The sequence below is a fragment of the Alteromonas sp. 5NS40-0096 genome (genome assembly GCF_057544385.1).
This window is the reverse complement of sequence record NZ_BAAJLQ010000004.1, coordinates 461,271-487,397: the sequence shown is the minus strand read 5'-3', so window position 1 is coordinate 487,397 and position 26,127 is coordinate 461,271. Positions and strand designations below refer to the sequence as shown.

Sequence of the window (26,127 nt, the reverse complement as noted above, 5' to 3'; positions counted from 1 at the left end):
AACCTCAAAAGCTAAAAAACCACTTGTGTTCTCGCAATAAGGGGCCTTGTTTCCCCTTCCCGTTTTATAAAGCCCCTAACAGCGACTTCCGCGTTATCATCATAAGTGGAAATATCAAACTTTGTCTGGTTATCTGCTTTGTACAAATGCTTATCAACCACTTCTCCATCAACAATTAAATAGAAAGCGTAAACGAAAACCCCGTCCAAATGGTCTTGATTGACGTGTGTAGAAACACTTAACGAACCTCGGTTTGCTTCGCAAATCACAGTAATTAATTCTGGTTTTAGATTGAGTCGATTAGCTTGCTGGCATTTTTCATCATTAGGTTGGCGCTCAGTCGCTTTTGCAGTTTCACTTATGGTAGAAAACTGAGTATTCGAAACCTGCTCGACAAAACTAACTAAGTGCCTAAACTTTTCTATCAAGTGTTCATCAGGCTCGTATTGGATATTTTTGCCCAATAAAGTTGAATGCCCCCCTTTGCCAAAACTCCAACTATGAAGCAGCATCGTTAAACAGGGCAGCTTGAACTTGATGCTAAGATAAATTAAATGGCAGACCTGCTCGAATGAGGTGCTATTAAAGTTTAACCCTCTAACTTTATCTCCAATACGATAACTTGTGAGCGGAACTTCGGTTAGCGAGGTACTTTCAAAAACGCCGTTACCTATAATTGATGACCGCGTTTCAAAGTAATTTTCTTCCACATTATCCATTAGTGAACTATCAATACTGAAGCCCGCGTTACTTATGCAAGTCTCCATATTTGGGTAAATGTCCAGCCTACCAGAGCGGAAAGAAGTGATTAATTGTGATTTAGGCATTGCTGACTCAATGCGTTGTTTACCCCAGCGCAGTACTTCTGTAAGTTTCTTTTCGTCCCGATACCACTCGTGCTGCAAATTAAGGTGCTTCTTGATACCTTCATCCATAGAGAATGCGTGGCAATGCAAACCAATTTCAGTGTGCTCACGATTGAAGAAAGACACGACTCGCGAGAATTCATCACTACTATTTAAAAGTGGTGAGTAACTCTCAATAAAATACGTACAAGGGATTTCCTTTGATAGCAGCTCGGACTCGAGCACAGAGCCATCACCAAAATCAGCAAAGATTAGCTTATTTACTTCATTTTCATAAGCCGTTTGACTTGCGTAATAATCACTTATTGAAAATGCTTCAACGTCGACAGACAAATGAAAATGAAGCTTGTGATTACTATTTAAGGCCTCAATTTCAGATTTATATTTTGCTTTTATTTCCTCAAAATTCTCTGTGACAAGTTGCTTTGTAGAAGCGTTGATTTCTTCATCTACAGCAAAACTATCACTAAGCACATTGCATGGAGCCAGCAGATTATGATGATGTCTAAACCATTTTGTGTAGAGATAGACTGATTCAAGGGTTTGATTGTGACGTCTTAAGAATGGCTGTTCGCGCTTGCTATTGACAGTTTTTGCGGGGTCTAGTGTGAACCAATCTACAATTCCACCTGCATTGCCAAAATCTTTTGCCACCTCGACTATTTCATCAAGCATGAACTTAAGATTTGCTTCAGAGTGTTTAATTATTGGCTTTTCCTTCCACCCTATCTGTTCTAGTTCGGGACTATTCGTTGAAGGAAGTACGGCAACCTCGGCATTGATTTTCTTCAAAACATCTGGATAAAAACTAGGGCTTAGACGTATTGCGGGATCAATCTCTGTGGCCAATTGAAGTAGCCTTTTATCCATAAAAGGTAGTTCTACCTCAATATGCTTCCTTTGCGCAGCAATTGAATAGCCTACCGCTCGAGCACCGCGATTGTTAATAAGAAAGTTTAAAGCCCGTGTTTCCCTTGGGTACTTATCTAACTCATCTGCAAGCGCTTTTCTAGCTAACTTCTCTAATGTGTTATAGACGGGCTTTGAAAGCACGGTTGACGGAATCTGCACTCTGAAACGACGGAAGAATTCATCTGAGTCTGGAGACAGCTTGTCATCATCGATACCTTGCTTCATTCCTCTAAAAAGCAAATCGCCTGCATATCCATCAAAATTTACATGGTTTCTAGTAAGCGGAGCTTTTGTGAGAAAGTCATGCATCCAAATATGCATGTTAGTAGAAAAAGCACTCTCTCTTAGCGCTTGTTCACTGAGTGACTGATAGTAGTTATCAGATAACTCGATTATAGTATGAGGTACGTTTAGATAGTTGGTGACTTGCGCTGCAAAAACTTGTTCTTTGTTGTTCCCACCATCATAAGTCGTCGTGTAAGCCTCTACATTTCGTTGAGGCGCAACCTTTCTAATGCCGGCCAGTATTGCTCTTGAATCCCATCCCCCACTTAGAAACACTACTGGGTTAAAGTCTGCTCTCTGCTCTAGTTGTGTTTCAAGCACGTGAAGAAACATATCCGCAGCGTGTTGAGTAGCATATTCATAATTAGAAATTGCTTGGGCTACAGGTTCTAAATGCACTCTCTCTACAGGAAGATTTAAATCTGTTGGCTCAGTGGTATCGACATCTGTTAAATAGCGAGCATTTCCCAGCGGGTAACCAAAAAAGAAATAGCTAGCCCACGCTTCCCAATTGATTTGTTTACTCATGGCATCACACTGCTAACTAAAGTCAAGTTTTGAAATAATTGAATCATGTGGATCTGAAATTTCGGATGTCGCCTCATTCTCCGGCGTCGCCTCCACTGCGTTGTGGGAAAGAATACCTAACCCCTTTTCAAGCGAGAAAAATTCCAACGACATTTTGGTCAACTCTGACCATGCCTCGCAAATTTGCATCTCCTCTTCGCGAATCGTGTCGTCCATCCACACCTGAGAAGAGGAATGTAATTTATCAATCACAGATGGTACTGCTGGAAACCGACTAAATTTGCACGTTTTTCCTGGCGGACCATCAACCCAGACTAAATCGACAGTGTTTAAATTATCCAAAGCTTTAGCATCATACCAATAGGGCGTTTCATCCTCAGGAGAAAGGTGATTACCCAACCAAGGTACCAAGGGCGCAATTGTCAGATTGACAACACTCTCCAATCCTTCTTTTTTCAAATTAGACTGAGTTTTCCCGCCGAACTCAACGCTATCGTCAAATGAGTAAAGTTTTCCGCTTCCATTTTTCTTTAAGGCGTCAGCAATCACAATTGTCGATGCACCACTTCCAAATTCGACAACGCAGCTGGGCTTTGATTCGGTAATAAAAGAGTGTAACTTTAGAAGCACATCAGGCGACGTCGCCCACCCTCTAAGTGGAGGAAGTGGGTTTTTCAGTGATAACTTTTTTTCTAGCCAAAACAAGCTTTCCAATTGTGAATAAACTTGGTTTATCAAATTCCGATTTGTACGCTCTTGCTTTTCGATACGTTTGAATAAAGTTTGCTGCAAAGAAACTAATAGCTTTTCAATACGAGGCTCAGATTCATTCATAAATTAAATAATACCTTCTGTTTCCGCGATCTTTACTCGGCAGAACATGCTTAAAACAACTGAATACTAAAGCTGAATTCCTTATTTTCACTTGCATCTATTTCCAATGAAGGAGCACTTTCATAAACTCCATACTGTTTAGAAAAAGGCCGTTCCTTTAATACAACCTTAATGTTTTCGCTACCATATGAAATAATCATTCGTTGCTGTTCCTCAACACTGATAGTAGCTCGACTATTTTCTAAAGAGACATTAGCAAACTGGTGGAAGTAAAGGTTTTCCATCATTCCTTTTTCTGCCCCTTCAATAACGTCTGTTATTTCAATCTTACCAGACGCTAACTTACTTATATTAATTGCGCGCTTTATTTTTTGGCCATACGAAAAACTTTCCGCCACAATAACGCCTTCAGTTACACGTAGTGTCGGAACGCCAGCGAGTGCCTTCCTATTTCTGTTCGCTTTTTCGCCAATAATAAAAGGAACATTATGACATTCGTTGCTTCGAAGTGATATTCTGCGAGGGTCTTTCTCATTATGAGCGCCAAGTCCGCCATCTGACAGCAAATCAATATTGTCATAGCTCAGATAAATGTGGAGGTCGTCATCATGTCGGTGATATACCGAGTCAAAACAATTCTTAACCATCAAATACAACGGCTTGTCTAAAACCTTCCCTTTAACAATCACATAACCTGATTTTGAATAATCATAAACGGTCAACTCGCTAGGGAAATCATATTGCTCAACGAAATGACCTCCTCGCGTATCCCCGACCATCGGCAAGGTTCCATCAACAAGTGTGAGGGCTTCTTTAAAATTTGAGGCACGCTCTTCTAGTAACGCCGCTTTTTCAGATACCTTGTTAGCGTACAACTCACCTAGCTTGCTAAATCGAGTTAACCTTCTTAGCATAAAGATATGATAACCCGGGCTGTTTTCTTTATGTACGCCTTCTTCTGTATACGCGAATTCAATTTCTTCAATTAATCGATTTTCAGACAATTCAAAAAACGGTTTCCAAACAGAGTGATTCGTGTACAACCCAATAATGAATACAGCGGTGGCTTGATCGAAACCATGATTCGTGTGCTTTGAGTAATTTTTGTCTTCCGAAAGCCAAGCAATATGCCTTTTCAGGATATCTTCCATCAGATAGGGGCTATCAAGCTCTTCTGCAAACTCATTCAATTCATCATCCAGCCACAGAGAAAATAGCCAACTAAAGAGGTTGGTCAATCGATACGACGTTGCATGATCATGCCATCTTAGCGTCGTGTCATTATCCTCTGGGATAATCTCAATCCAATTGATAAGACTGTCTTTGCAAAACTTCGCTGCAAGTTTTCGTTCTGGTCCGGAAAGTAAATTCCTACACGCCACGAACCAAGCTAAAAACGGAAGTGCTTGTACTTGCCACCACCAATTTCGGTCTTGACCTGTTGGTGCCCAGTCGAAAGTTCGGAAGTCAATATCGGCATCTTCGAAACTATTAGTTTTGACTTTACTTTCATTTATCGCTGCAAGTAAATTATCTTTCGCTTCTAGATTTTTACCCGTGTTTTCTCTGCAAAAAAAAGAAACCTGAGCGTCATTAACGCTCTTAAAAACATTTTTCAGCGAATTATTCTGTGTTGTTACAGCCATTACCCAATTAGTTCCCTTATCTGACTCACTATGTGACTTGTAGTAAAATGATGTTTGGCGTATTCCTTTATGGATTTCGACTCTGCCATGTCGAAAATCGGGGCTTCAAAGTCTTCGGGTAGGTTTTCGTAGACATATTTGTTGGGATACACAGTTTCCGCCCCCGCCCAAGGCAAGATGATTGGAATCGCACCAGACGCCATTCCTTCAGCCACAGCTTGGTGACTGCCTTCAAAATCGCTTGTCGACAAGATATAACCTATATTTTGAAACCATTCTGGCATATCGTTACCATGGCCATCAAAAATAATGTTATCTTTCCACTTAGCCGCACCGATACGAGCGTCTTGCTCCTCATACTTTACAAACTCGTCAGCAAACTTGGGCCCTTTCATCCAAGGATAATCATGTGGCGTTTTTCCTTTCACCCTTAATTTATATCTACTGTCGGTTCTCCATAAAGATTCAAAAATGTCTAATGCTAAATCGAAACGCTTGCGCCATGGCACCATCCCGATGAATCCCAGTGTAAACTTAGCATCGTCGCTCTTATCTAAAGCAAAACGTTCACAATCTACCGTATTGAAAATGAGGTTACATTTTTCCCTTGGCAAATTATGCATCTCAACAAACTCTTCATACCTGTATGGAGCGATAAAGATAAATTTATCGATATTGTCTAAGTTCCCTTCTTCAAGATACTGAGGAACCTGATTTTCTTGTAAGTGGATTCTTACTAAAAGTTTTTGCCCAGGCTTTTTGTTTTCCGAATACCAGCGGATATTACCCAATCCCCATTCACAGAAAATAACGTCAGCAGCTTCTAGCTTTTGCTTACTTTCATTTTCATCGTGCTTTGTGTGGCCATTCCATTGATCAATAAGCACGTTGTAGTTACTGTCTGTTTCGTAGGCAGAAATGACATCTTGCAAAAATTTGAGATCGTGCCCCGCGAATAATACTGTCTTTTTCTGGTAACAAATTAAACGCTCGATGATTTCGTTGTGGTCAACCGACTTAGCGAAATTCTTGTATGCTTCATAAGACATTTCAGATGCCTTTTTGTAAAGCGCTACATCTGTCAAAGCATCATGAATTTTATTGGCTGCATCAGTATTATCTTTCGCAAATAATGGGTAATCACTACCGAGTAAGTCTTTGTGTACTTTTGTGGGTCTTAAGATGACGGGCTTCGCACTACTCATATACTCAAAGAGTTTAGTTGATAACTCTTGAGATTCGTCATTGTCAATTTTTTTCGAGCGAAGAGCGAAACCAATATCAGATTGACGAGAAAGGGCTATACTCTCTTCTCTAGAGACAACGCCAACCCAATTAACACCATCTTCAGACTCGAAATAGGTTTGAATTTCATCTTTCCTACCTCCTAGTTCTCCGTGAAACTTATTCCCTGCAATATTTAATTTAGCGTACGGGAGCTTCTCTTTTAGTAACTTAAACACATCTACCAAGTCTGGAGTGCCCCACTCTTCAGAGAACTTGCCTGTGTAACAAACGCTATTAAGCTGATTACGGAAGCTAGGTCGCTTCATGATAGGCGGTATTAGCGGGGGTAAAATGTAAATATGCTCTTTGGACAAATCAAACTCGCTGCTATAACTTTCACGCATTCTTTCGCTTTGCACTATGGCAAATGCTGTTGCATTTAGCAGCTCAGATACTTCCACCTTTTCTTTCACCGACAGTTCATGGCGACGTTGAAAGGGCTCCAGCGTATAATAAGCAAGTCTGCCAGCAAGGAATTTAACTAATGCCTTACCCATTTCAATATTACCGCGCACAAGCACTCGGTCGTAATTGTTTTCTTTGTCCAATTGCTCTATCGCTTCAGCCGCTTGTTCTGGCTTCAATGGTCTTGCACTTTTTTCAATGCGGTTAATATTGACCAGTTTATCTACTTGTCCATTCAATGGGCCACCTTGATGGGGCGCCTTAGACAAGAAGTCGAGCTGCACTCTTGGGTCTTTAGCGATCAAGGCCAAAAGCTCAGCGAGCCAAACGGAAGAGCCGTCCATTATATTTAGGTTTACATCGGCGTAGATAAGTAACTTGATTGTTCTCATTATTATTTCTCGCTTTTCGCTGGGCGAAGATTGTCGTATTGCGTTTTAATGGCCACGTCTTCCATTAGTGTTTCTGCAATATTGTCATTCAAGTCTAGATCTACACTCACACCCTCAAGCGGTTTTGCGAATTCAGTTAACACTCTAAAAATCTCTTTGTCGCTATTCATGTTGAGATAAGGATAAAGCTCATTGCTATTTTCTAAATTTATCACCAGACGCTTATCAAAATACGTCTGTGATTTCACAAGCTTCCTTGCCTTTTCTACCATATCAACCGTACCAGCTGTAATAACTGCATTCACTACAGGCAGATGAGGTATGACAGGAATTCCTACGCGCTTACAAACTTGCTCTAGTCTATCTGCAATAGTATGCCTGCCAAGTGTCTCTCTAGCGCCCAGCTCAGCAATTCGCTTATATTCCTTCTCATCCTTCAGCATTTCTACAAAGTCAATGATGTCTTTTTTGTTATCGCTAGCACAAACAATTCCGCTAAATTGAGTTACAACACCTTCAGAGTAGTTACTGATTACTGGTGTTCCTGACGCTAGTGACTCGTATACGCGACGAGCGAACATAGTAGGACTATGCTTAACGGTATTCATATTCACCGTATAACGATAGCCTTTGTAGGCCTTCCACATTTCATCAGGCTCCAGGTAACCAACAACATGTTTTTTAAAATATTCAGGAAACTGAAGATGTGAAACGCCACGCTTTAAACAACGGTCATAAATGTCGTAAGGTACACCAGCATCGTCTAGGCCCCCCAAAATGGTGTGGAAGTCGTCGCAACGCTCTTGCTTGTCAGAATAGTAAGAGCCCGCAAAAGCTGCTTTTGACGAGCGAGATATAACTTCAACCGGATTATGCACTTTAGGCTGACAGAAGAAAGAAAGCGGCTCTGCATCTATGCCATACTCGCTTTTGTAGCTTTGCAACATATTTGCATCGGTGGTGTAAACATAGTCAAACAGTTTCGCAGTGGGTGCAAATCGACTATAGTGCACGGGATCTTCTTTAGACCAAAAAACAGTTGGTATACCTTTTCTATTACAATAATTGATAACGTTTACCAAGCAATCCATTTGATTTGAGCCATTTGAGGTATACCCGTATATTAAGCCTCCCCATTGGTTCTTGTTGCCAAACCAACAGCTCTCAACAAAAAAGAAATCGGGACGAGATGCTTCCATCTGATTTTCCCAGTTTTCTGGTGAAATCGGCACTAGGTCTACTTCCATTCTGAAGCATTCCATTGTGAACTCATCGAGAATAGCGGCAACCTTTACGTTGGCTAATGGTCGGGCAGGAGTTACTTGCAGTGCTTTTCTTAGTTCTGAAGCCTTACTTGTATCTGCAATTTTTTGAACATCCGATGCGCACTGCATAGGACGCTCAACAAAAACATTCCCTTTAGCATCCCATTTTTGCAGTCCAATCGTGAGTGTTGTTGCGCCTTTGGGTGGAATTATTTTAGCTACTTTTTCACAAGTAACCTCTAAATACACAAAGTTTCCTACCGCCTTAGACTGAAGTAAACCTTGATGTTTACCCTCTAATTCATTGCCTTCGTTGTCATGAAATTTAACTCTTGCAATTAACGACTTCTTGCGCTGTTCCTTTTGATTTTCAAAATTAAATTTGGCAGTCAACGTATGCGGAACAAACTCTCTTACAGAAAAAGAAGTCCATAAAGGATCTTTGGTAACTGACTGAGCCTGCTCTACACTCCCGTCGCAGTTTACCGATGACATCGCAACATCGAAATTCTCTACTTCGACAAACTCCGCACTGTCACAATTGAATGCACACAAACCAACTTCAATTTTTCGAACTTCTGGGGGTAACGTTAACTTATGAAGTAGCTTAATATGCTTGCTAGTATCAGCAATGTACTTGAACTTAGATTGTAGGTGAGATGAAAAAGCAAGCTTATTTAACGCTTTGGAGATATCGTTACCTTGCTCGTCGAAAGCCTTTATAAGTAATACTGCTTTCCTTTCTTTCTGAGTCGTGTTTTTGTACTCAACTTGACCGAGAACACGAAGTTCACATGGGCTCTCAACATCATATGTAAACCAAGAGACCTCAGGTGAATTAAGTGTAATATTTTTATTTGACTGTTCGCCGCTCTCGCCTGTTTCTGAAATGACGCTTTCAGTTGCAGAGCTAAGTGACTTCCCTCCAAAGAAACTCTCCGCCATTGAAGTAGTATCAATCAGACTTTTCTTTAAGAGCTGCCAATCAGGATTAACTGTCTTTGCTTGTAAGCTTTGTAGCAGGGTTTCTTTTAGGCTATTGATACTATCAGCCTCGAAATAATGCACTGTGTTAAACTTTTCAGTGATCTCTTTCAATACTGGTAGATTGGAGATAACAAGTTTCTTTCCATATGAAAGTGCTTCTATCGCTTTCATAGGAGGAACAATACGACATACGTCCAAGTTTCTTCTCGGTATAACTATCGTATCAATTAGTGCAAAATAGTCCGACACCTTATCTTGAGATACCCTGCCTGTTCTAATCAGCCAAGACGAATCCGAATCAAACTCACCACCTTTAACACCATCCACAGGTTGATGATCGCCCACTAAGAGCAATTTTATTCGCTCACCTTCTTCAATCAACTGACGGCAAGTCTCAATTAATGTTTCAAGCCCTTCGTAAGAACTAATACTTCCTACATAGCCAACCACTCTGTCAGAATCTGAGATACCAAGTTCTTTGCTTAATTGGCGATTGGCAATTTCGATACGAGGTAACGTATCTAATCCGTTATGAATGACATTAATTTTCTCTTGGTTAACTCCTCTCCGACTAAGCTCTGCTTTCATGGTATAACTTAGTGTGAAAACCTTATCCGCTTGGTCGGCAACAAAAGTATCCCTCACATTCTCCTTTTTGAAATTTGGAGTGTCTTGGTATTCAGGCTCCCTAGCGATACGAGATAATTCCCAAAAACCTCTTATTTCATAAGCAAATGGAATATTTAGTGCTTTAGCCGCAGCCCAAGCTGGCAAGGCAATTTTCCAATTTGAAGCTGCTATCACTTTTTCAGGTCTATAAATTTGAAACAATTCGCAAAACTGAGTAAAAGATTGCTTTAAGTGTTCTTGCTCGCCTATCTTGTAGTTGTCATTATCCCATCTAGAATGGATGTAACGTACTCCATTTACGTCGACTACAGGCTTGACTGGTTTTGCAGCTGTAGCATCTAGTTCCCACGGCCTTCCTGGTCGCACGAAACAAAAAACGTCTTTCCCATTGTCCACAAGAGAACGCGCTACTCGTTGTGTACGCACGGCATAGCCATTACTAGCATAACTTGCGCCGTGACTTACTACGTAAGCAATTCGATTTTTAATGGAGGAATAGAGTTGAAAGGACTTTTCGGACGCAAGCTCTTGTGCTAATTGAACAACTTTATCTTTTTTCATAACTGCATGTGCCGTGCAAAGGGATGTTAAGAATATTGGGGAAAGACAAAAAAGCCGACAAAACGAAAACGTCTAGCCGGCTTTGAGATATCATGCTGGACTATCGTTTGAACAGGCCCGCAAAATCGATAGACTTCTCACTAAATGCATGTGCTTTGAATTCTCTATGAGCTACTAAGTACACAAGAATATCAGCGTTACTCGCTTCTTCCTCAGATACTAACTTAAGCCCATCAAACTCATCGATGTTTGGCTCGACAGCAATAACATTGTGGCTTTCGTTTAGCTTTTGAGTAATGTAAAGCGCAGGTGACTCTCTTAAATCATCAATATCGGGTTTAAAAGCAAGCCCCATACACGCAATAATAGGGGCGCGATTATGTGCTTTTTCAAACTCTAGTGCAGCATTCTTAACTTTCTCTGCAACCCATTCAGATTTGTAATCATTCGTTCTGCGTGCTTGCTCGGTCATCTTGGCTTTGCCGTTAGCAGAGTTCACAATAAACCATGGGTCGACAGATATACAGTGCCCCCCTACACCACAACCTGGTTGTAGTACATTGACTCGAGGATGGTGATTTGCAAGCCTTATCAACTCGTAAACATCAATACCCATGTCGTCACATAACATAGATAACTCATTTGCGAAGGCAATATTTACATCACGGAATGCGTTTTCCGTTAGTTTAGCCATCTCTGCTGTTTTTGCTGTCGTTTCTAACACTTCCCCCTCAACGAAGGTACGATAAAATTCAGCAGCGGCCTTAGTTGAAGCAGGGTTGACCCCTCCAACAACGCGATCATTTTCAATTAGCTCGCGCATTATTTGCCCGGGCAGTACACGCTCAGGTGAATGAGCAACATGAATTTCAGACAGGTCTACCCCAGCAGATTCAAGCTCAGCGGCCATCATTTCAGTAGTGCCAACGGGTGAAGTAGACTCTAACAACACCAAGTTTCCTGGTTTCACAAATGGTGCAATAGCTTGCGTTGCACTTTTGACGTAGTCCAAGTTTGGAATAGGTGAATTTGTTACTGTATTAAGCTTATCGTGATGGAAAGGCGTGGGTACCGCAACTAAGAAAATATCAGCTTCGGATGGCTCCAAATGAGCGGACAGCATCTTACTGTTTACTGCTGATTTAACAAATGTATCCAACTCGGGCTCAACGATATGAATTTCACCCTTATTGATTGTATCAACTGCTTTTTTGTTTACATCGACACCGTGGACGCGGAAGCCACGATTTGCAAGAAGTGCAGCGGTTGGCAGACCAATATAGCCCATACCAACAACACAAACTGTTTTATTAATTTCCATTTAATTTCTCCATCAAAACTTCGATGATTTTTTCGCAAGCTTTTCCATCGCCATAAGGGTTATGGGCAAAGCTCATGTCTTTATAGTCTTTTTCGTTTGTAAGTAACAAAGAAAGCTGTTGTTTTATCACTTCAACGTCGGTCCCGACCAACTTTACAGTCCCAGCTTTAACCGCCTCAGGACGTTCTGTTGTATCACGCATTACAAGTACAGGTTTGCCTAGAGAAGGCGCTTCTTCCTGGATACCACCAGAATCAGTTAAGATGATATGTGCCCTGTTCATCAGATAAACAAAAGGTAAATAGTCCTGCGGTTTAATCAGTGTAATATTGTCAACACCATTCAATAACCTATTGACGGGCTCTTGAACATTCGGATTTAAGTGTACTGGGTAAACAATTTGACACTCTGGGTGCGCTTCGGCAGTAGCTGCCAATGCTTGACATATCCTCTCAAAACCTCCACCAAAACTTTCTCTACGATGGCCTGTTACGAGGATAAGCTTCTTGCTTTCGTCTAAGAAACTGAATTCTTCAGCCATTCGGCTGTTTAATGCAGTATCGGTCTTTAACTTTTCACTGACACTGAGAAGCGCATCAATTACCGTATTTCCCGTAACTGTAATAGCGGACTCTGCCACAGCTTCGTTCAATAAGTTTTGCTTTGAAATATCTGTGGGCGCAAAATGATAGGAGGTAATTGCCCCCGTTAGTTTACGGTTCGCCTCTTCCGGCCACGGCGAATAAATATTTCCAGTTCTGAGACCAGCTTCAACATGACCCACTGCTATCTGCTGATAATACGCGGCTAGACTTGTAGCAAAAGTAGTGGCTGTATCACCATGCACCAGTACCACATCGGGTTTAAAGTCTGCTAGTACCGACTTCATACCGTGCAGTATGTTAGTAGTAACATCAGTCAAGTCTTGCCCAGGCTTCATGATATCTAGATCATAATCCGGCTTTAAATCGAACAGTTCTAATACCTGGTCAAGCATTTCCCTATGCTGCGCGGTTACACATACTCTAGCGTCAAGCCCTTTTGTTTCTGCCAGTTTCAAAGCTAAAGGAGCCATTTTTATCGCTTCGGGGCGTGTACCGAACACGGTTAATATTTTCATTGTTTCTCTAAATCCATCAGTTTAAATCGTAACTCTTGTACTTGGTTGTAATACTTTTCTACAAGCGCTTGAGATTGCTCTAGTTGCTTTTGGTTACTTAGTGCTTCTTCGGAGTAAATGAGATGAGATTCATACACGCCTTTTGAGTTTTTTTTGCTGGCAGCACGCTGTTTACAAAGCCAAAGATTAACTTCAACTAAGTGTTTACCTAGAACTGCCCCAGCGAGCTCATATTTTTCTGCGGCTTCTTGATACTTCTCTTTTCGAAACAGAAGGTTCGCTTCTCTGATGTACAAATGTTTTTCACTACTCATCTGCGTGCTCTATATCTTTCTTCTATTATGCCCAAAGGTATACAATTTGAGTCGTCCGTATATTATCACAACTGATTATGATTGCATTAGTCTAGGGAGTTAGTCTCAGATTGGCCGGGTTTTCACTAACAAAGCCTCGCCGCTATCGCTAAGCTGTTCAAAATCAAAAGAAAGTCCTCTTCTTTCTGTTTCAACCTGCCAACCAGTAACGAGCGTTTGCCTTGAGTCAACGTTGCCGCATTCAAAAAAGAAATCAATTGCATGCATAGAAAGCTTGTCCAAGATAGACGGAAGTGCAACACCGCGCCCCTCTGCTGACTTACTTTTCGTGAAAGGTCCATCAACAATTACAAGGATATTTGCACCACGGCCATCGAATACGCGTTTTACTTCCTTAAGCTTCTCTTCACAGTCATAAAACAGTTCAGGCTCGGTTAGACCGTATTTACTATCAATTAATGGCGAGAGACAAAGGTCTACAAACTGCGTTAAGTTTGCGTTATCTAACAAATTTAATGTATTTCCCAAGAAGGTTTCCGACTGTTCAAAAGAAATGATGTAATTAGGTAAACTTCTGAAATTACCACCTTCTACATGTGTATACATATTTTGTTCACTCGCCCCCTTTAAATCATCGTCCAGATGCAATGTTGTGGTTTTCATAAGCTTAGATGCCACAACATCCGCCATTACTGCTGTGCTGGTACCGCTCCCAAATTCAATGATAACGTCGTAGCTATTGAGCCTGATAAGCGATGTAAGGAAAAGGAGACTTTCTGAACTAAGTGACTGCGAACAGCCGTAAGTAATGAGTTGCTTGTTATCTAGTAAATCTTGAAGTTTATTTGACGCTAATAATTCCTTGCGAGTACTCAATTCACTTGTAGTAATGTGACGACCTAGTGCGTTTGCTATTTCAACGCTTTCATTGCTTTGATTCTTGAACAATGCGTCTATCTTAGCTTCTAGGTCTTTTACAGACTTTTGAGTGTCATGAGATGCCACTAAGCTTTCTCTTTCCTGCTTTAGTGATTTAATTTCTAATTCGAGGATTTCCACCTGCTTTTTCCTGCTCGAAAACCAAGAATAGACCTCATCACATTTATCCTTGGATTTTTTAAGCTCATCTTCTAATGCTTCAATTTTCTGAACATCCTTTTCAGCACTGCCATTAAGTTGTGACACTTCCTCAACCGACATTTCCAAAGCAGCGCTTAACTTTTCAATTTCGCTTTCCGAAACCTTAAGCTGTGAGGTGAGTGACTCAATTTCATTATTACAGGCCGTTAATTTGGCTTTCAGGGATTCAGTAACACTACTCGATGTTTCTAGTTGGGTATTCAAAGAAACACTTACACCGTTTAGTGTCTGAACCTCTTTTGCTAACGAGTCAACATTACTATTTGACTCTTGCAGCTTAATCACTAGTCCTTCATTTTCAATTTTTAGTTTTTGGGCTTCTAAATTTACCTTTTCGATGTCGCTTTGTAGGGCTGAAAACGCTTCCTCGTTACCTTTTAATGTTCTACTTGTAACCTGTAACGAATTCTTTAACGAATCATTAATTGAAGATAAGTCTTTTACCTCTTGATTAATCTCTTCGAGAAGATCAGCTTTGGCAGTTAACTCCGTTTCATATTCTTTTGAACGAGTGAGGTATTGCGCAATTTCAGAATCTTTCAAAGCCAATTGGGCTTCTAGCGCTACCACTGTACTTTGTAGTTCTTTTGCTTGGTCTTCTGCAATTTCTAGCTGCGTGCTCAACTTACTAACGTTAGCCAAACGTTCATCGTAAATGTATTTGAGCAATGGAATATCGGGGTCATCGGTATTAGTTGAATTGAGTTCGAAGTAGGCTGAATTCAATAATAATTGAAGCTCGTCTGCAGTTTTTGCCCCCTCATAAAGTGTGTCGATGCCTGATGACACGTATATATTAGAAAAGAGCTCAATAGCACGTGAAGACAAGAGTGACTCGATTATGTCGCCTGCAATACACGGCAAATCGACAATCAATGTATTATCATGACCTGATAGTTCACACAGTGAGAGGCAATCCGCAAGACTTAATCTTTTCACCTCCCTTGACTCTTCGATTACTAAGCTTGGAAACAGGCTTTTCAGGCCGGTTGGCACTCTTAGAGAACTTAGCTCTTCAATAGAATAAATTGCTAAGTTACCTGCCCCCCCATCTACTGAAACTGCAGCGTTTACGAGTTCGACAGATCCTTCAAATTTTCTCGTGATGTTGTAAAGGGCTTCTTGTCGGGCCTCGAAAAAATAACAATGTTCATATTCTAGTGTTTCTTCAGGTAGGTGATTTGCTTCTCCACACCCTAACCATAAAAGTCTTTTACCCATGACTACTTCGACTTCCTTCTTTCATGAGCAATCATAAGAGGAGACATTGAACGTCCCTCCTCGCGCCCATGCTTGATAAAATGTAGCAACGGATTCATTTGCATTTGTTTGACATCGGGATACCTTTGAAGGTACCAATTTCCATCAAAACGTAATGAAGGGTTTCTGCCCTCAGATGCGCCATAGCTTAGATAATGCTGAACGGGGTCAATGTCAACCGCAGCTACGTCTTCGTATGTCTCTAAATACCACTTAGCGTCAAACAAATCGCTTGTGTAAAGAAGACTTGCATCTAACAACTGTTGATTGCGGTCAGTAGCTTTCCTATCAAATACGTGACTTAGCTTTTCCACTTTTTTGGAAAAACGCCAATAAGGAGACATTGTTGCCACTCTATATTTCGCCAAGTCTGTTCGGAGTGCATGGGCAACGTCCTCTTGCTCACTGATTTTTGATTCTAGCTTTAATAGTTCTCTGTCTTTTTGCTTTTCAAGTAGAGTAAGGCTTTGACTCTTTTGCTTTATCTCTCTAGCTTTAACATCTAGTAGCTGCTCTAACCCCTTAATTTTCTTTACGTATGTAGAACTTTCTTGTTTGAGCTTTTCATTCAGTTTTTCATTTGCTATGCATTCACGATCGTACCGTTCTTTTTGTACATCGAACTCTTCTTGTAGTTTGACCAACTGTTTTTTAGTAGTTTTATGCCCTTCTTTAACTTGTTCTAGATCAAAAGTGAGGTTTTGACTTGCTACAACTTGTACCTCTAGCTCTTCTTGCGTAGATAACAATGATTCAATAGCAAAATCTAGCGCTTTAGATTGTTCACCAAGTGCATCTTTGAGTAACGCTTCGTCGCTATTACTTTGTCCCTTAAGCTCATTATACCTGTCTTCCTCAACCTTCAATTTAGCGACAGTGACTTCTAAGGCTTCTTGAACGGTTAGAATTTCGTCAACCAGCTTTGAGTTGTCGTTGACTAATTGAATTTTTTCGTTTTGCTCCACTTCTAAACGCCGCATAACTTCTACAACGTCTAATTTCGGCAGGATATCTCTGTATAAAAAGCGCAGTGAAGCCTTAATACGTTTGTCCAACTTTTTTATTTCAGTATTCGTGCTTAAAACATAGGTGGACAGCAGTAGCTGTTGGCTATCAACGTTCGCCAAGATCTCTGTAATATCAAACTGAAAGGCAACGCCTTCGATTGCGCTTTCTTCATCACAGATACTTGAAAGAGGAATAAACGAAATTCTTAATCTATTTTGAGTTTGAAGCTTTAAAACACGACTGAGTGTTTCAGATACGTGTTCAAGCATCAGGCTACCTGAGGAATTTAACACTTCAGATATCAGAAGCTCAGTGGGAGGAATTAAAATAGTCAAACTGATTTCGTTATCAGCTTGAAGCAATTCTAGTAAAGTTTCTTCACTATTCGCACAGAAGATAGTTTTATTGTCATGACGCTTTAATTCATCAGAGGTAGTAACAATCTTTAGAGAAGATTCATGAAAAATACGATGGAACAAATCAAAGGGATCCAACGAGCACAAAACTACCATCTTTCTCTCCTAGAAGAACTCGGCAAACGATGTAATTTATACAAAACAGACACGGTCTTCAATAATCCATTTATGGCATAAATACTATCAGATTACGCCATGATTCATAGTGCATCTGTGTTAACACTTGACTAAGCAGGTATTTCATTTACGAAATAAAATTTAATTAAGCGCTTTTAGCATATCTCAACGTAAGAACAAAAAAAAAGGGCCTGAGTTTTCACTCAGGCCCTTTTTTATTCGAGTTTTGTTTACTCTTCAGTTGCTTCTACTGCTTCTTCTTCAGCTTCAACAACTGGACGGTCTACTAGTTCTACGTAGGCCATAGGTGCATTGTCACCAGCGCGGAAACCACATTTTAGGATGCGGATGTAACCACCTGGACGAGTCTCATAACGAGGACCCAATTCGTTGAACAATTTACCTACTACCTCTTTATCACCTGTACGAGCCATAGCTAGACGACGGTTTGCAACGCTATCTTGCTTAGCTAGTGTGATTAGAGGCTCAATTACGCGACGTAACTCTTTCGCTTTTGGTAACGTCGTTTTGATCACTTCGTGCTTGACCAAAGAACCTGCCATGTTGCGGAACATAGCTTGACGATGGCTGCTGTTGCGATTCAACTGACGACCACTCTTACGATGGCGCATAGTTTTATCCTTCTCTACAAATCAGTTTGATATAAACCTGATTAATCTTTTTCAGCGATGCTTTCTGGTGGCCAATTTTCAAGGCGCATTCCCAGAGATAAGCCACGAGAGGCTAGAACATCTTTGATTTCAGTTAGCGATTTCTTACCTAGGTTTGGAGTTTTAAGCAACTCAACCTCAGTACGCTGAACCAGGTCACCAATGTACTGGATAGCTTCTGCTTTCAAACAGTTTGCAGAACGTACAGTAAGCTCTAAATCATCTACAGGACGAAGTAGAATCGGGTCGAACTCTGGCTTCTCTTCTTTCTGAACTGGCTCAGATACGTCACGTAAATCTACGAACGCGTCTAATTGCTCAGCAAGAATTGTTGCAGAACGACGGATTGCTTCTTCTGGATCCAACGTTCCGTTGGTTTCCATGTCGATGATTAATTTGTCAAGGTCAGTGCGTTGTTCAACACGAGCTGACTCAACAGAGTATGCAATACGCTCAACTGGGCTGTATGAAGCATCTACTAACAAACGACCAATTGGACGATCATCTTCTTCGGAGGAACGACGAGTTGCCGCAGGCACATAACCACGTCCTTCTTCTACTTTAACGCGCATGCTGATGTCAGCTTCGCCAGTCAAAGTACAGATAACGTGCTCAGGGTTTACGATTTCAACGTCGCCGTCATGCTGGATATCACCAGCAACAACAGGGCCAGCGCCAGATTTCACCAACGTCAGTGTCGCTTCAGATTTACCTTCTAAGCGAACTGCCAAACCTTTTAGATTAAGCAGAATTTCAATAACGTCTTCTTGAACACCTTCTTTGGTGCTGTACTCGTGAAGTACGCCGTCAATTTCGACTTCTGTTACCGCACATCCAGGCATGGATGACAATAAGATACGACGAAGGGCGTTACCCAGAGTGTGGCCAAAGCCGCGCTCTAGAGGTTCCAATGTTACTTTTGCACGAGTAGCTGAAACGTTTTCGATTTCAACTAATCTTGGTTTTAGGAATTCAGTCACAGAACCCACAATGCTTCCTCTTTAGTTAGCTTTACTTAGAGTAAAGTTCGACGATCAACTGTTCGTTAATTTCGGCAGACAAGTCAGTTCTTTCAGGAACACGCTTGAAAGTGCCTTCCATCTTGTTGCTGTCTACTTCAATCCAGGTTGGCTTCTCACGTTGGTCAGCCAGTTCCAAAGCAGCAACGATACGCGCTTGCTTTTTAGCTTTTTCACGAACAGAAACCACGTCTTCGGCAGTAACGTTAAATGATGGGATGTTAACCACTTGACCATTTACCATGATCGCCTTGTGGCTAACTAGCTGACGTGCTTCAGCACGAGTGCTAGCGAAACCCATACGATAAACTACGTTATCTAGACGCTGTTCTAAAAGTTGTAACAAGTTTTCACCTGTATTGCCTTTTAGACGTGCAGCTTCTTTATAGTAGTTGCGGAATTGTTTTTCCAATACGCCATACATACGACGTACTTTTTGCTTCTCACGCAACTGAACACCGTAGTCAGACAAACGGCCACGACGGGCACCATGTTGACCAGGCGCAGTTTCGATTTTACATTTTGAATCGATTGCGCGAACGCCGCTCTTAAGGAACAAATCTGTACCTTCGCGACGGCTAAGTTTGAGTTTTGGACCCAAATATCTTGCCATGTTCTTTCTCCAACTGTCCGTCGATTAAACGCGACGTTTTTTCGGTGGACGACAACCGTTGTGAGGGATAGGCGTCACATCGGTAATGTTTGTGATCTTGTAACCAGTAGCGTTAAGAGCACGGATCGCAGACTCACGGCCTGGACCTGGACCTTTAACGAATACTTCTAGGTTCTTTAGACCGTATTCTTGTGCAGCAACACCAGCACGCTCAGCAGCAACCTGCGCAGCGAATGGAGTTGATTTACGTGAACCACGGAAACCAGAACCACCAGCAGTTGCCCATGCTAGAGCGTTACCTTGGCGGTCAGTAATAGTCACAATAGTGTTGTTGAAAGACGCATGGATATGAGCCATACCGTCTGCGACCTGACGTTTTGCGCGTTTACGCGTACGAGTAGGTGCTTTTGCCATAACTTATGCTCCCCGCTTACTTCTTAATTGGCTTACGAGGACCTTTACGTGTACGCGCATTTGTTTTAGTGCGCTGACCACGTAGAGGCAAGCTACGACGGTGGCGAATACCACGGAAGCAACCCAGGTCCATCAAACGTTTGATGCTCATTGAAACTTCACGGCGAAGGTCACCTTCAACTGTGAACTTTGCTACTTCATCACGAAGCTTGTCGATTGTTGCTTCGTCAAGCTCTTTGATTTTTGTTGATTCTGCAACACCAGCAGCCGCACAAATGCTTTTAGCACGTGTAGGGCCGATACCGAAGATTGACTGGATAGCAATCACGGCATGCTTGTGTTCAGGAATGTTAATGCCAGCGATACGGGCCATTAACAGCACTCCTCTAATTAATTGTCGACGACCTAAAAAGCCCGATAGGATACTTACTCGTCAACTAAATTGCAAATAAAGGTTCATATTTCAGCCACGCTTAAAGCAGAACCTGGTGTCAGGTTCTGCTTACAATCGAAACTTTATATGTACCGCGTCAGATTAGCCTTGCCTTTGCTTGTGCTTAGGGTCTGAGCTGCAAATCACGCGCACAACACCGTTGCGCTTGATGATTTTACAGCTACGGCAAATCTTCTTTACTGATGCACGAACTTTCATTACATCACTCCGTTTAGGCAATTCTTATCGGCCGTAGCCTTTAAGGTTTGCTTTTTTCAGAACAGACTCATATTGACTAGACATCAAATGTGTCTGCACCTGTGCCATGAAGTCCATGATGACCACAACAATAATCAGCAGTGAAGTACCGCCGAAATAGAACGGAACGTTCCAAGCAATCAACATAAATTCAGGCACTAAACAAATAAAGGTTATGTAAAGTGCGCCAGCCAAGGTTAGGCGAGTCATTACTTTATCGATATAACGTGAAGTCTGTTCACCTGGGCGGATACCCGGGATGAAAGCACCAGATTTCTTCAAATTATCTGCAGTGTCACGCGGGTTGAAAACCAACGCCGTGTAGAAAAAGCAGAAGAAGATAATCGCAGCAGCGTACAACATCACGTACAAAGGTTGACCAGGAGAAAGCATAAGCGCCACGTCCTGAAGCCAAGCCAATGATTCGTTTGTTCCAAACCAGCCAGCTATTGTACTAGGGAACAGTATGATACTGGAAGCAAAAATTGGTGGAATAACACCTGCAATGTTAACTTTCAGTGGTAAATGTGAGCTTTGCGCTTGGAAAACCTTACGGCCTTGCTGGCGCTTAGCATAGTTCACTACGATGCGGCGTTGAGCGCGCTCAACAAAAACCACAAGGTAAGTAAGACCAATCACAATTACACCGACAATCAACAAGAACAGAATGTTAATGTCACCTTGTCTTGCTTGCTCTGCAGTCTGACCTATCGCTGTTGGCAGACCTGCAACAATACCTGCAAATATCAATATCGAAATACCGTTGCCGATACCTCTTTCAGTAATTTGCTCACCTAGCCACATCAAGAACATAGTTCCCGTGACTAAGCTCACTACCGCTGTAAAGTAAAATCCGAAGCCAGGATTAATAACCAAACCCGTTACCAAGTTTGGAAGGCCAGTCGCAATACCAATAGATTGGAACGTAGCGAGTACTAGCGTTAAATAACGCGTGTACTGGCTAATCTTACGACGACCCGCTTCACCTTCCTTCTTCAGCTCGATCATCGGTGGATGAACCACCGATAGCAATTGCGTAATAATCGATGCTGTGATGTAAGGCATAATCCCTAAAGCCAGAACGGATGCTCGCTCAAGTGCACCACCAGAGAACATGTTGAACATTTCTACAATGGTGCCCTTTTGTTGCTCGAACAAATCAGCAAGTACCGCAGGATCAATACCAGGGATAGGAACATAAGAACCTAATCTGAATACTATGATCGCGCCGAATACGAACAACAACCTTGCTTTAAGCTCACTCAAGCCGCTTTTTGCGCCCGAATCCAATCCTGGTTTAGCCATCTAGCTTATTCCTCTACTTTACCACCGGCAGCTTCAATAGCTTCTTTAGCGCCTTTTGTAACCTTCAACCCGCTAACTGTAACAGCACGTGATACTTCGCCACTCTTAACAACTTTAACGAACTGGATTTCTTTCTTAACAAGACCAGCTGCTTTTAAAGTTTCAAGAGAAACTGTATCACCTTCAACCTTAGCGATTTCAGCCAATGTTACTTGGTCAGTAACAAAGCTCTTACGAGACGTGAAACCAAACTTAGGAAGACGGCGCTGAATAGGCATTTGACCACCTTCAAATCCTGGCTTAACAGATCCACCTGAACGGCTTTTCTGACCTTTGTGACCACGGCCACCAGTTTTACCAAGACCTGAGCCGATACCACGACCTAGACGCTTACCAGAATTTTTAGCTCCTGGTGCAGGAGCAATCGTATTTAAACGCATCTCTTACTCCTCCACGATCTCAACCATGTAATTTACACGGTTGATCATGCCACGTACGGCTGGGGTATCTTCTAACTCACGAACATGCCCGATTTTACGAAGACCCAAGCCTACTAGCGTAGCTTTGTGCTTAGGTAGACGACCAATTGAGCTTTTAGTTTGCTTAACTTTAATCGTTGCCATGTGTGATTACCCCAAAATTTCATCTACAGACAATCCACGCTTCGCAGCAACTTTTGACGGAGAGTTCATCTCAGTCAAAGCATTGATAGTTGCACGAACAACGTTGATTGGGTTAGTAGAACCGTAACATTTTGAAAGTACGTTCTGTACACCAGCTACTTCAAGTACTGCACGCATCGCACCACCGGCGATAATACCGGTACCTTCTGATGCAGGCTGCATGTAAACTTTAGAGCCAGAGTGACGACCTTTAATTGGGTGCTGTAGCGTGTGGCCAGCTAGGTCTACGTCTACCATGTTGCGACGAGCTTTTTCCATCGCTTTTTGGATAGCTGCAGGCACTTCACGTGCTTTACCATAACCGAAACCTACACGGCCATTGCCATCACCAACTACAGTCAATGCAGTGAAACTGAAAATACGACCACCTTTAACCACTTTTGATACGCGGTTAACAGCGATTAACTTTTCTAGAAATTCACCGTTTTGAGCTTCTTGTTTAGCCATTTTTCTTCACTCCTAGAACTGAAGACCAGCTTCGCGAGCTGCATCAGCTAATGCTTTAACGCGACCGTGGTATTGGAAACCACTACGATCGAAAGCCACTACTTTAATGCCTTTCTCAAGCGCGCGCTCTGCGATTGCTTTACCTACTGCCGCAGCAGCTTCTGCATTACCAGTTGATTTAAGATCTTTCTTAAGATCCGCTTCAACAGTAGAAGCAGCTGCCAATACTTCAGAACCGCTTGGAGCGATTAACTGAGCATAGATGTGGCGAGGTGTGCGGTTTACAACCAAGCGATGCGCGGCCAGTTCACGGATTTTTGCGCGAGCGCGGGTAGCGCGGCGCAAGCGAGCTGTTTTCTTATCCATCGTATCACCCACCTACTTTTTCTTAGCTTCTTTACGACGAACATTTTCGTCAGCATAACGCACACCTTTGCCTTTGTAAGGCTCTGGCGGACGCCAGCCGCGGATGTTCGCAGCAATTTGACCTACCACCTGCTTGTCAGCGCCTTTGACGACGACTTCAGTTTGGCTAGGAGTTTCAACTGTGATTCCTGCAGGCATTTCAACAACAACAGGGTGAGAGAAACCAAGAGTTAGGTTTAACTTGTTACCTTGTGCTTGTGCACGGTAACCAACACCGATTAGTTGTAGTTTCTTTTCAAAACCAGCAGTAACACCGATAACCATTGAATTTAGCAACGCGCGAGCTGTACCAGCTTGAGCCCAACCATCAACAAAACCTTCACGAGGTAGAGTTTTTAGTTGACCTTCTTCTTGAACAACTTCAACAGCGTCGTTAAAAACGCGAGTTAGTGTACCGTTTTTGCCTTTAACTGTGACTTCTTGACCAGCGATAGAAACTTCTACGCCTGAAGCGACAGCGACGGGGGCTTTTGCTACTCGTGACATTTCAACTCCTCCGTTACGCTACATAACCGATGATCTCACCGCCCATGCCTGCTTTACGCGCAGCACGGTCAGTCATCACACCTTTAGAAGTTGACACGATAGCGATACCCAAACCACCCATAACCTTTGGAAGCTCATCTTTTTTCTTATAGATGCGCAGACCAGGGCGGCTTACACGCTCAATAGTGTCAATTACTTGTTTGCCTTCAAAGTACTTAAGTGTTACTTCAAGTACAGGCTTAACGTCACCAGATACAGCGTAGTCAGCCACGTAACCTTCTGCTTTCAATACTTCAGCGATTGCAACGCGAAGTTTTGAAGAAGGCATAGTAACCGCAACTTTCTGTGCCATCTGGCCGTTACGGATGCGGGTAAACATATCCGCGATAGGATCTTGCATGCTCATATCAGCTACTCCTTACCAGCTGGCTTTTTTCAAGCCAGGGACTTCACCGCGCATCGCTGCTTCACGCAACTTGATACGGCTTAGACCGAACTTACGTAGGTAACCATGTGGACGGCCAGTAATACGACAACGGTTTTGTTGACGAGACTTAGCAGAGTCACGTGGTAGTTGTTGTAGCTTAAGCACAGCATCCCAACGCTCTTCTTCAGAGGCGTTAACATCGCTGATAATCGCTTTTAGAGCCGCGCGCTTTTGTGCGTACTTAGCAACTAGCTTAGAACGCTTAGCTTCGCGGGCTTTCATTGATTCTTTTGCCATAACCCTACACCTTATTTTTTGAATGGGAAGTTGAAAGCGTCTAAAAGCGCTTTAGCTTCATCATTCGTGTTAGCACTGGTAGTGATTGTGATATCCATACCGCGAACCTTATCCACTTTATCGAAATCGATTTCAGGGAAAATGATTTGCTCACGGATACCCATGCTATAGTTACCACGGCCGTCGAATGACTTAGCATTCAAGCCACGGAAGTCACGGATACGTGGAATTGCAATTGAGATTAAACGCTCAAAGAATTCCCACATACGCTCGCCACGCAGGGTTACTTTACAGCCAATCGGATAACCTTCACGGATTTTGAAACCCGCGACAGATTTGCGTGCAACTGTAACAATAGGCTTTTGACCAGCGATAGCAGCCATATCGGCTGTCGCTGCTTCAAGAACCTTCTTGTCAGCAACTGCTTCACCTAAACCCATGTTTAGAGTGATTTTTTCAATCCGAGGGACTTGCATGACGCTTTTGTATCCGAACTGCTTAGCAAGTTCAGCTACTACTGTTTCTTTATAGAAATCATGCAGTTTCGCCATCGTACTCTCCAATTAATTAAACAAGTTCGCCGTTAGACTTGAAGAAACGAACTTTCTTCTCGCCTTCAACACGGAAACCAACGCGATCTGCTTTCCCAGTAGCTGGGTTAACAATCGCAATATTAGAAACGTGAATTGATGCTTCCTTCTCAACGATGCCACCAGCAACACCCAACTGAGGGTTAGGCTTCTGATGTTTCTTGACAAGGTTTACACCTTCAACTACTACACGGTCTTCAGACGTTAGTACGCTAAGAACTTTGCCTTGCTTACCTTTGTCTTTGCCCGCCAATACGACTACTTCATCATCACGACGAATTTTTCTAGCCATTATCGTGACTCCTTATAGTACCTCTGGGGCCAACGAGATAATCTTCATGAAGTTGTCTCCACGAAGCTCACGTGTAACCGGGCCAAAGATACGCGTACCAATAGGTTGCTTGTTGCTGTTCAACAAGACCGCTGCGTTGTTATCGAAACGGATAGTAGAACCATCTGCACGACGAACGCCTTTTCTAGTACGCACCACCACTGCATTCAGTACGTCACCTTTTTTAACTTTACCGCGAGGAATTGCTTCTTTCACAGTAACTTTGATGATGTCACCGATATGTGCATAACGGCGATGCGAGCCACCAAGAACCTTAATACACTGAACCCTGCGAGCGCCGCTGTTGTCGGCTACATCCAGGTTAGTTTGCATTTGGATCATGTTAGTGCTCCGCTGTTAATTACGGCTCTCACGAGCCACTAAATTGCTGCTAAAAACGACAAATAAGCCATTTTTTAACCATACCCCGATA

Annotated in this window: 27 protein-coding genes; all 27 read right to left on the bottom strand. The window is 42.3% G+C overall.

Translation table 11 applies throughout. The features are described from left to right. Positions 1-11: 11 nt before the first annotated feature. The 27 genes from AC27G9_RS14870 to rplN all read right to left on the bottom strand — a co-directional run bounded on the left by AC27G9_RS14870 (position 12) and on the right by rplN (position 26,036). A complete protein-coding gene (locus tag AC27G9_RS14870) occupies positions 12-2,591 on the bottom strand; it encodes an asparagine synthase-related protein (RefSeq protein WP_487075220.1) in 2,580 nt (859 codons plus the stop codon). A gap of 12 nt (positions 2,592-2,603) precedes the next feature. Then, positions 2,604-3,425, bottom strand: a complete 822-nt coding sequence (locus tag AC27G9_RS14865) for a class I SAM-dependent methyltransferase (protein ID WP_487075219.1) — start codon at positions 3,423-3,425, stop codon at positions 2,604-2,606. Positions 3,426-3,475: 50 nt separating this feature from the next. Continuing rightward, positions 3,476-5,071 (bottom strand): heparinase II/III domain-containing protein, encoded by a 1,596-nt coding sequence (locus AC27G9_RS14860; RefSeq protein ID WP_487075218.1) that lies wholly within the window; start codon positions 5,069-5,071, stop codon positions 3,476-3,478. Next, positions 5,071-7,155 (bottom strand): glycosyltransferase family 4 protein, encoded by a 2,085-nt coding sequence (locus AC27G9_RS14855; RefSeq protein WP_487075217.1) that lies wholly within the window; start codon positions 7,153-7,155, stop codon positions 5,071-5,073. The genes AC27G9_RS14860 and AC27G9_RS14855 overlap by 1 nt, the downstream gene beginning before the upstream one ends. A 2-nt stretch (positions 7,156-7,157) precedes the next feature. Next, a complete protein-coding gene (locus AC27G9_RS14850; RefSeq protein WP_487075216.1) occupies positions 7,158-10,598 on the bottom strand; it encodes a glycosyltransferase family protein in 3,441 nt (1,146 codons plus the stop codon). Between the two features lie 100 nt (positions 10,599-10,698). Beyond that, positions 10,699-11,919: a UDP-N-acetyl-D-mannosamine dehydrogenase gene (gene wecC, locus AC27G9_RS14845; protein ID WP_487075215.1), complete on the bottom strand. Its 1,221-nt coding sequence runs from the start codon at positions 11,917-11,919 to the stop codon at positions 10,699-10,701. Beyond that, positions 11,909-13,039 (bottom strand): non-hydrolyzing UDP-N-acetylglucosamine 2-epimerase, encoded by a 1,131-nt coding sequence (wecB, locus tag AC27G9_RS14840; RefSeq protein WP_487075214.1) that lies wholly within the window; start codon positions 13,037-13,039, stop codon positions 11,909-11,911. Before wecB ends, wecC begins: the two co-directional genes overlap by 11 nt. Beyond that, on the bottom strand, positions 13,036-13,353 hold the full coding sequence (locus tag AC27G9_RS14835) for a hypothetical protein (RefSeq protein ID WP_487075213.1): 318 nt from the start codon (positions 13,351-13,353) through the stop codon (positions 13,036-13,038). The genes wecB and AC27G9_RS14835 overlap by 4 nt, the downstream gene beginning before the upstream one ends. Before the next feature lie 105 nt (positions 13,354-13,458). Then, entirely contained in the window at positions 13,459-15,714 is a 2,256-nt protein-coding gene (locus tag AC27G9_RS14830; protein WP_487075212.1) for a hypothetical protein, read from the bottom strand. A gap of 2 nt (positions 15,715-15,716) precedes the next feature. Beyond that, positions 15,717-17,273 carry a hypothetical protein gene (locus AC27G9_RS14825; RefSeq protein WP_487075211.1) on the bottom strand — a complete coding sequence of 519 codons (1,557 nt, stop codon included), beginning with the start codon at positions 17,271-17,273 and terminating at the stop codon, positions 15,717-15,719. Between the two features lie 251 nt (positions 17,274-17,524). After that, the gene (gene rplQ, locus AC27G9_RS14820) at positions 17,525-17,926 is read right to left on the bottom strand and encodes a 50S ribosomal protein L17 (protein ID WP_487075210.1); all 402 of its coding nucleotides are present in this window, start codon (positions 17,924-17,926) and stop codon (positions 17,525-17,527) included. Between the two features lie 41 nt (positions 17,927-17,967). Beyond that, positions 17,968-18,957 (bottom strand): DNA-directed RNA polymerase subunit alpha, encoded by a 990-nt coding sequence (locus tag AC27G9_RS14815; RefSeq protein ID WP_487075248.1) that lies wholly within the window; start codon positions 18,955-18,957, stop codon positions 17,968-17,970. Between the two features lie 19 nt (positions 18,958-18,976). Beyond that, entirely contained in the window at positions 18,977-19,597 is a 621-nt protein-coding gene (gene rpsD / locus AC27G9_RS14810) for a 30S ribosomal protein S4 (RefSeq protein ID WP_124029296.1), read from the bottom strand. Between the two features lie 24 nt (positions 19,598-19,621). After that, positions 19,622-20,011: a 30S ribosomal protein S11 gene (rpsK, locus tag AC27G9_RS14805; protein WP_487075209.1), complete on the bottom strand. Its 390-nt coding sequence runs from the start codon at positions 20,009-20,011 to the stop codon at positions 19,622-19,624. Between the two features lie 16 nt (positions 20,012-20,027). Then, a complete protein-coding gene (gene rpsM, locus AC27G9_RS14800) occupies positions 20,028-20,384 on the bottom strand; it encodes a 30S ribosomal protein S13 (protein WP_487075208.1) in 357 nt (118 codons plus the stop codon). A gap of 162 nt (positions 20,385-20,546) precedes the next feature. Next, a complete protein-coding gene (rpmJ, locus tag AC27G9_RS14795; protein WP_487075207.1) occupies positions 20,547-20,663 on the bottom strand; it encodes a 50S ribosomal protein L36 in 117 nt (38 codons plus the stop codon). A 24-nt stretch (positions 20,664-20,687) separates the two neighbouring features. Further along, the gene (gene secY / locus AC27G9_RS14790; protein WP_487075206.1) at positions 20,688-22,007 is read right to left on the bottom strand and encodes a preprotein translocase subunit SecY; all 1,320 of its coding nucleotides are present in this window, start codon (positions 22,005-22,007) and stop codon (positions 20,688-20,690) included. A gap of 5 nt (positions 22,008-22,012) precedes the next feature. After that, positions 22,013-22,447 carry a 50S ribosomal protein L15 gene (gene rplO, locus AC27G9_RS14785; protein WP_487075205.1) on the bottom strand — a complete coding sequence of 145 codons (435 nt, stop codon included), beginning with the start codon at positions 22,445-22,447 and terminating at the stop codon, positions 22,013-22,015. Positions 22,448-22,450: 3 nt separating this feature from the next. Beyond that, the gene (gene rpmD, locus AC27G9_RS14780; protein ID WP_487075204.1) at positions 22,451-22,630 is read right to left on the bottom strand and encodes a 50S ribosomal protein L30; all 180 of its coding nucleotides are present in this window, start codon (positions 22,628-22,630) and stop codon (positions 22,451-22,453) included. A 6-nt stretch (positions 22,631-22,636) separates the two neighbouring features. Beyond that, the gene (rpsE, locus tag AC27G9_RS14775) at positions 22,637-23,137 is read right to left on the bottom strand and encodes a 30S ribosomal protein S5 (RefSeq protein WP_487075203.1); all 501 of its coding nucleotides are present in this window, start codon (positions 23,135-23,137) and stop codon (positions 22,637-22,639) included. 12 nt (positions 23,138-23,149) lie between these two features. Continuing rightward, positions 23,150-23,503: a 50S ribosomal protein L18 gene (rplR, locus tag AC27G9_RS14770; protein WP_487075202.1), complete on the bottom strand. Its 354-nt coding sequence runs from the start codon at positions 23,501-23,503 to the stop codon at positions 23,150-23,152. Positions 23,504-23,515: 12 nt separating this feature from the next. Beyond that, on the bottom strand, positions 23,516-24,049 hold the full coding sequence (gene rplF, locus AC27G9_RS14765; protein WP_487075201.1) for a 50S ribosomal protein L6: 534 nt from the start codon (positions 24,047-24,049) through the stop codon (positions 23,516-23,518). Positions 24,050-24,062: 13 nt separating this feature from the next. Further along, a complete protein-coding gene (gene rpsH, locus AC27G9_RS14760) occupies positions 24,063-24,455 on the bottom strand; it encodes a 30S ribosomal protein S8 (RefSeq protein WP_487075200.1) in 393 nt (130 codons plus the stop codon). Between the two features lie 12 nt (positions 24,456-24,467). Next, positions 24,468-24,773 (bottom strand): 30S ribosomal protein S14, encoded by a 306-nt coding sequence (gene rpsN / locus AC27G9_RS14755; protein WP_487075199.1) that lies wholly within the window; start codon positions 24,771-24,773, stop codon positions 24,468-24,470. A gap of 11 nt (positions 24,774-24,784) precedes the next feature. Next, a complete protein-coding gene (rplE, locus tag AC27G9_RS14750) occupies positions 24,785-25,324 on the bottom strand; it encodes a 50S ribosomal protein L5 (RefSeq protein ID WP_487075198.1) in 540 nt (179 codons plus the stop codon). Between the two features lie 16 nt (positions 25,325-25,340). Next, positions 25,341-25,655 (bottom strand): 50S ribosomal protein L24, encoded by a 315-nt coding sequence (gene rplX, locus AC27G9_RS14745; protein ID WP_487075197.1) that lies wholly within the window; start codon positions 25,653-25,655, stop codon positions 25,341-25,343. Positions 25,656-25,667: 12 nt separating this feature from the next. After that, entirely contained in the window at positions 25,668-26,036 is a 369-nt protein-coding gene (gene rplN, locus AC27G9_RS14740) for a 50S ribosomal protein L14 (protein WP_487075196.1), read from the bottom strand. Between the last annotated feature and the right edge of the window lie 91 nt (positions 26,037-26,127).